This window comes from Bacillus sp. LR_5, from assembly GCF_042709275.1.
On record NZ_JAVAXX010000016.1, the window covers coordinates 47,881 to 55,197 of the forward strand.

The following is a 7,317-nucleotide window of genomic DNA, read 5'->3' on the forward strand; positions in this document are numbered from 1 at the left end:
TCATCACTCCTTTATTTTTGCATCGGCACGATAATGTCCTGTTCCTTCGCTACTTCAACGGCACGTTCATAACCCGCATCCGCATGACGGATAATGCCCATTCCCGGGTCGCTCGTTAAGACTCTGGCAAGCCGCTCGTCAGCCAGCTCACTTCCATCGGCAACCGCGACCATGCCGGCATGCAGGGAATAGCCCATTCCAACGCCTCCGCCATGGTGGAAGGAAACCCAGCTTGCACCCGCCGCCGTATTGACAAGCGCATTTAGCACAGCCCAATCGCCGACAGCATCACTTCCGTCCTTCATCGCTTCTGTCTCCCGGTTTGGAGAGGCGACAGACCCGCAGTCCAAATGATCTCTTCCAATGACGACAGGCGCTTTTAGCTCTCCGTTTCTAACCAGCTCGTTAATGGCGAGGCCCATCTTTTTTCGTTCTCCATATCCAAGCCAGCAAATACGGGACGGCAAGCCTTGGAACGTGACTTTTTCCTGTGCCATATCAATCCAGCGGTGAAGGGCTTTATTTGTCGGGAACAGTTCTTTTAATAACGCATCCGTACGGTAAATATCTGCCGGATCACCGGAAAGCGCCGCCCAGCGGAACGGTCCTTTTCCTTCGCAGAATAAGGGGCGAATGTAGGCAGGGACAAACCCCGGAAAATCGAAGGCATTCTCCAGCCCTTCATCCTTTGCGACTTGTCGGATATTGTTGCCGTAGTCAAATACAACAGAGCCCTTTTGTTGAAAGGCCAGCATGGCTTCCACATGTTTTTTCATGCTTTGCTTCGCAAGGCGCACGTAAAGGTCTGGATTGTCTTGCCGCAAACGGTCAGCTTCATCAAGTGAATAGCCCTCGGGAACATAACCGATTAAAGGGTCATGGGCAGATGTCTGATCCGTCACAATATCAATTTTGACGCCTCGGTTCAAAAGTGTGTGATGAACCTCAGCCGCGTTTCCGAGAAGAGCGATGGACAAAGGTTTTCCTGCCAGCTTTGCCTCTTCAGCCCACGCTAATGCTTCCTCAATCGAGGCTGTTTTACAGTCGCAGTATTTTGTTTCGATGCGCTTGTCGATGCGTTTCTCATCAACCTCAACGGCAATGACGACTCCTTCATTCATCGTGACAGACAGCGGCTGGGCGCCTCCCATTCCGCCGAGCCCGGCTGTCAGCGTCAATGTTCCTTTTAAACTTCCTCCGAAATGCTGTCTCGCCAGCTCAGCGAAGGTTTCATAGGTTCCTTGCAATATGCCTTGTGAGCCAATGTAAATCCAGCTGCCTGCCGTCATTTGCCCGTACATCATTAACCCTTTTTTCTCAAGCTCGTGGAAATGCTCCCAGTCCGCCCACTTCGGAACAAGAACAGAATTTGCTAAAAGCACGCGCGGGGCCTGCGGGTGTGTACGGAACATGCCAACGGGCTTTCCGGATTGCACGAGCAATGTTTCATCATTTTTTAGTGTTTTCAAGGAATGCTCAATGGCGTGAAAAGCGTCCCAATCCCGTGCGGCTTTGCCAATCCCGCCGTATACGATGAGGTCCTCCGGCTTCTCGGCGACTTCCGGATCAAGGTTGTTTCGAAGCATCCGAAGCACCGCCTCTTGCTCCCACCCTAAGCATTCAAGCTCTGTTCCCCTGTTGGCACGGATTGATTTTTTTACATCAGTCATATGTTCATCCCCCTCAGTTCTTCATTTTGATGATCTGGTAATAAAGATTCCTTCTTCAGCCAGTCCGTCAAGCGTTCAATGTCATAGGAAAACACACGGTCCTGCTGAATGGACGGCACGACTTTTCTCATTTCCTGAAAAAGCTGTTTGGTATAGGACGCTGCATGTTCTATGCCTCTGTATTCAACCGCCTGCAATGCGCAAATCGCTTCGATCGCAATGACTCTTCTTGCATTCGCGATCACCTGATAAGCATGCCGAGCGGCGATGGTTCCCATGCTGACATGGTCCTCTTGGTTTGCGGATGACGGAATAGAATCCACACTTGCAGGATGGGCCAGTGTTTTATTTTCAGAAACGAGTGAGGCCGCGGCATACTGCATGATCATTGCACCGGATTGCAGACCGGGATGAGGGCTTAGGAACGGCGGCAGGTCATTCAGCTGTGGATTTACAAGTCTCTCAATCCGACGCTCTGCGATATTCGCAAGCTCTGAAATTGCGATTTTCAGAAAATCCATGGCAAAGGCAATCGGCTGCCCGTGAAAGTTTCCGCCAGAGATGACTTTGTCACCATCATTGAAAATGAGAGGATTGTCCGTAGCTGCATTCATTTCAATCTCTAATTTTTCTTTGACATAGCCTAACGTCTGCCAAGTCGCACCGTGTACCTGCGGAATACAGCGCAATGAATATGCATCCTGTACCCGCAGTTCTCCTTGGGAGGTTGTCAGGCTGCTGTCAGATAGATAGAAACGTATTCGTTCTGCGACATCGATCTGCTCCTGATAGCCGCGGGCTAAGTGAATATCCTCGTCAAAGGCATCTATAATTCCTCGCAGCCCTTCAATCGTTAAGCTGGCAATGCGCTCAGTTTGATAGGCTAGTTTTTCAGCTTCAATGTATGAGACCACACCCATAGCGGTCATGGCCTGAGTCCCGTTAATCAAGGCAAGCCCTTCCTTGGATGTCAGCGTTACCGGCTGAATACCGGCTTTTTTCAATCCCGTCATTGCTGGCATTCTTTCCCCCTCAAAAAAGACTTCTCCTTGGCCGATCAGCGCAAGTGCCAGATGGGAAAGCGGAGCCAGATCCCCGCTTGCGCCAAGTGATCCCTGCTGGGGGATGACAGGATGGACGCGTTTATTTAAAAAAGCAAGCAATTGTTCAATCAGCTCAGCACGTACACCGGAAAACCCTTTTAACAGCGCATTGGCGCGTAAAAGCAGCATTGCCCTGGAAACACATTCAGGAAAAGGGTCGCCGACACCGCAGGCATGAGAAAGGATTAAATTCAGCTGCAGCGCCGCCGAGTCTTCTTTCTGAATCAGGACATCACTGAACTTGCCAAATCCGGTTGTAATGCCGTAGATTGTCTTTTCTTCGTGAACAATCCGTTCCACTGCCGCTCTGCTTTTTTTTACGCGCTCCATACTTTCTTCAGAAGCCGCTGCTTCTTCAAAATCAAACAGCACACGCGCGACGTCGGTTGTTGTCAATGAAGAACCGTCTAAAATCACCATAAGTCCAACTCCTTTGTCTTTACTTTGGTAAAGCGCCCATACAAAAAGGGGCTATGCTGTGAAAATCTGTTTTCACGCATAGCCCCCTATCGCCTAAGATCTATGGGCTGTTTCATATGTGATTGATTCCAACGCCGAATGTCTCATGCTCAAGTCCTTTGATCGGCGCCCCAATTGTTCCGTAAAGCGAGACAGCGATCCAATCGCCTTCTGCTTCACTTTCATAAGGATTTCCCCTCAAAACGGCAAACCTCAAGCCCACCGTCCGAAGCAGCGATCCAAGCAGCATTTCACCTCTGGTCACGCCATGCAAAGCCTCCATCGTCGCATGATAAAGCGCATGTGACTCGCGATAACCCTCAGATTGAATGACACCGCTCTTTTTGGAAGCGGTTTCAATTGCAGCTACTACTTTATGCGCGTCCATTGATCCTACCTTGCCGAGACAGACCTTCCATCCATCTCGCTCCAGCTCCTCGACCTGTGTACTCTCTTCCGCCTCATTCAGCAGCAGAAGAACAGACAGCCGGCCGATCCGACGCTCTTTATGCAGTGTCATATGAATCACTCAATTCCTAAAAATTCTGATAACTATTAACTGAGTATTATATTAATTGGTTCAGCAGCAGAAGTCAAAAGGTTTTTTACAGTCTTTAACAAGTTAGATTGCTATTGTAATAGCGTGACGCAGAAAGCAGGACGGGTTTTCTTTCAGCACATTGCACACCGTAGCCAGACAGGAGTGCGGGCGGCTGCTGTCGTACTCTAGATATAAATTTCAATAAAAGAGGAGCGAAGTGCAGTGAAGAGCTTAAATTGGGGAATCATCGGACTTGGCGCAATCGCTTCAGATTTCGCCAAAGCACTGAGAGAAGTAAACGGAACGGTCTATGCCGCAGGGTCACGAAACTTAGACAAAGCAAAGAAGTTCGCCAAGGAGCATCATGTCGATAAAGCATACGGCAGCTATGAAGAACTGCTGCAAGATGAGAATGTCGATATTGTCTACATTGCCACTCCGCATTCCAATCACTATGAATATATGATGAAATGCCTTCAGCATCACAAGCATGTTCTTTGTGAGAAGGCCATTACCGTCAATGCGAGACAGCTAAAGGAGATCATCAGCATGGCTCAAGAAAAACAGCTGATTGTGTCTGAAGCGATGACCATCTACCATATGCCGCTGTACAAAAAACTCCGTGAGATTGTGAAGGCGGGTCGCATCGGGCCTCTTAAAATGGTTCAAGTCTCCTTTGGAACGCGCAAGCCATACGACGTCACAAATCGGTTCTTTAATAAAGAACTGGCTGGCGGCGCACTACTAGACACGGGAGCCTATGCGCTCGCTTTCGCAAGGTACTTTCTCACGAGCCAGCCAAATGAGATCCTCAGCACGGCCAAGCCGACTGACACAGGTGTAGACGAGCAGTCAGGCATGATTCTAAAAAACGCAGACAACGAAATGGCTGTCATATCACTGACAATGAGGGCGAAAATGCCAAAAAGAGGCGTAGTTGCCGGAGAAAATGGCTTTATCACAGTCGACGACTTGACAAGGCCGGACAAAGCGTTCATTACGTACGCAAATGGAAAAACAGAGATGATGAAAGAAGGAGAAACGGCAAAAGGGTTGAACTATGAAGTAGAGGATATGCAAGCAGCAGTCCTGCATCAAACAGACAGCCAGACCATCAGTCTCTCCCTGGATGTCATGAGCATCATGGACAATGTAAGAGAACAGTGGGGAATTACCTACCCGTTTGAATATGAAAACATCCGGCTTTTATGACGGCCGGGGTTCCTTCATAGAAAAATGTAAGCGTTTAAAAATTTAATGAAAAAGAGAGGCGAATTGTGTAGATGTTGAATCGATTGTTCCGTGTATGTTTTCTTGCAGCCCTTATCATGGCCTTCACCCTGCCAAACCCCGTCTATGCACAAAAGGCAGAAAAACCCGTATTTACAGAAGTCAGCGTTCATGATCCTTCCATCATTGAGACAAACGGCACCTTTTATGTATTTGGATCTCATCTTGCTTCAGCAAAAACAAATGACCTCATGCAATGGCAGCAACTGACCACCAGTGTAAGCAACGACAATCCTCTGATTCCGAATGTCTACGAAGAATTAAAAGATACCTTCGAATGGGCGCAATCTGATACCCTGTGGGCGGCTGACGTCACACAGCTGGCGGATGGCAAATACTACATGTATTACAACGCCTGCCGCGGCGACTCGCCTAGATCCGCCATGGGTGTCGCCGTCGCAGATAACATCGAAGGCCCATACAAAAACAAAGGCATCTTTTTGAAATCAGGCATGGAAGGAACAAGCGATGATGGAACACCGTATGACGCGACCAAACATCCGAATGTCGTAGACCCGCATACCTTCTTTGATAAAAACGGCAAGCTGTGGATGGTGTATGGATCATACTCAGGCGGCATTTTCATTCTTGAAATGAATCCGAAAACGGGCTTCCCGCTTCCTGGGCAGGGATACGGGAAAAAACTGCTCGGCGGCAACCACAGCAGAATTGAAGGCCCATATGTTCTCTACAATCCAGACACCCAATACTACTACTTATACCTATCATATGGCGGTCTCGACGCAACAGGCGGCTACAACCTCCGTGTGGCCCGCTCCAAAAAACCGGACGGCCCTTACTATGACGCAGAAGGCAACTCGATGCTTGACGTCCGCGGAAAAGAAGGAACATTCTTCGACGACCGTTCCATTGAACCGTACGGCGTCAAACTCATGGGCAGCTATTCATTTGAGACAGAAAAAGAAAAAGGAACCGGTTACGTCTCACCAGGCCACAACTCCGCATATTATGACGAAAAAACCGGACGCTCCTATTTAATCTTTCACAGCCGCTTCCCGGGCAGAGGTGAAGAACACGAAGTCAGAGTCCACCAAATGTTCATGAACAAAGACGGCTGGCCGGTAACAGCGCCATATCGTTACGCAGGAGAAACACTGAAAGAAGTTAAACAAAAAGACATCACAGGAACATACAAACTCATCCAGCACGGAAAAGACATCTCAGCCGACATCAAAAAAACCATTAACATCCAGCTCAACAAAAACCATACCATTTCCGGGGAAATGACTGGAACATGGAAGAAAACCGGAAAAAATACAGCTGAACTTACGTTAGCCGGCAAGAAGTATAGCGGAGTGTTTTTACAGCAGTGGGATTCGGTGAGAGAGAAGAACGTGATGACGTTTAGTGTATTGAATGGTAGCGGTGAGACTGTTTGGGGATCTAAATAAGATGGAGAAGCGCCTTCGAGAGAAGGCGTTTTTTATGATCTTTATTGACTATAAGTAACGGTTAAGAGTGAGAAAAAACTAGAAATGGTAGTGAGGTTGAAGGCCTAAACAAAAAGACCCCCTTTATGATTATCATTCCCCTTATAAAATCATATAAATCGAATTTTTAGCAATTTAGAACCGGGATAACTCTCCTTAAGACAGACCCTTTTACCTATTTATCCAGGCGGAGCTAAGTCATTGGATCCATTTCCGGCTGGAACGCAGTATGAATTTATTGAGTGGGTAAGTCCTCTGGGCGCTGTTAAAAAATTGGCGGTTCGAGGCGGGAAGCGTGTTGTCACAGATGTGGCTAAACATGTTGCGGAGAAGGAAATTAAGGAGGATGTTGGAAAGGCAGTTTCAAAGTATACTGGAAAGTATTCCACAAGTATCGATCATAAAGTTAAGGTAATTAAAAAACAAAACTTACAAAATTGGATCAGTGATTCGTTTACTGATGGTCATTATAGAACTGTAATTACAGAAGAGAATATAAATTTTTATAGAACCTTTGGCGGAAGTGCAAGAGTTAATGGTTCATTTGTTACTACTAGTCCTGCTGGGAATAGAATCAATGCAAAAATAAATACAGCTTTAGTTCCTGATTGGAAAAATTCTAGAGAGTATGAAGCGGTAATAGAAGTTCCTAAAGGGCAAATACTAAATATCGGTAGAGTTGAAAAGCAATACACGAAAACAGGAACATTACTAAAAGGTGAAGGGGACCAAATACTCCTGCCAAAAGATTGGCCGTCAGAATGGATAAAGGAGATAAGAAAAGTTCCAAGTCGATAGGGAGG

Annotated in this window: 5 protein-coding genes and 1 pseudogene; 3 read left to right on the forward strand and 3 right to left on the reverse strand. The window is 47.3% G+C overall.

Translation table 11 applies throughout. The annotated features are described in order from the left end of the window. Window positions 1-11: 11 nt before the first annotated feature. The 3 genes from hutU to hutP all read right to left on the reverse strand — a co-directional run bounded on the left by hutU (window position 12) and on the right by hutP (window position 3,752). Window positions 12-1,670 carry a urocanate hydratase gene (hutU, locus tag RAC86_RS05925; protein ID WP_072565530.1) on the reverse strand — a complete coding sequence of 553 codons (1,659 nt, stop codon included), beginning with the start codon at window positions 1,668-1,670 and terminating at the stop codon, window positions 12-14. Beyond that, on the reverse strand, window positions 1,667-3,193 hold the full coding sequence (hutH, locus tag RAC86_RS05930) for a histidine ammonia-lyase (protein ID WP_014115737.1): 1,527 nt from the start codon (window positions 3,191-3,193) through the stop codon (window positions 1,667-1,669). Before hutH ends, hutU begins: the two co-directional genes overlap by 4 nt. A 112-nt stretch (window positions 3,194-3,305) precedes the next feature. After that, window positions 3,306-3,752 (reverse strand): histidine utilization transcription antiterminator HutP, encoded by a 447-nt coding sequence (hutP, locus tag RAC86_RS05935; RefSeq protein WP_003243875.1) that lies wholly within the window; start codon window positions 3,750-3,752, stop codon window positions 3,306-3,308. Between the two features lie 243 nt (window positions 3,753-3,995). On the opposite strand from hutP, the gene RAC86_RS05940 reads away from it, so the two are divergent. From RAC86_RS05940 to RAC86_RS05950, 3 genes and pseudogenes are all read left to right on the forward strand, one after another. Next, complete coding sequence (locus tag RAC86_RS05940; RefSeq protein WP_014115736.1) at window positions 3,996-4,985, forward strand: Gfo/Idh/MocA family protein; 990 nt, start codon at window positions 3,996-3,998, stop codon at window positions 4,983-4,985. Between the two features lie 71 nt (window positions 4,986-5,056). Further along, entirely contained in the window at window positions 5,057-6,475 is a 1,419-nt protein-coding gene (gene abnB / locus RAC86_RS05945; protein ID WP_072565529.1) for an arabinan endo-1,5-alpha-L-arabinosidase AbnB, read from the forward strand. Window positions 6,476-6,700: 225 nt separating this feature from the next. Beyond that, window positions 6,701-7,312, forward strand: a pseudogene (locus tag RAC86_RS05950) (T7SS effector LXG polymorphic toxin); the annotation flags it as partial. Between the last annotated feature and the right edge of the window lie 5 nt (window positions 7,313-7,317).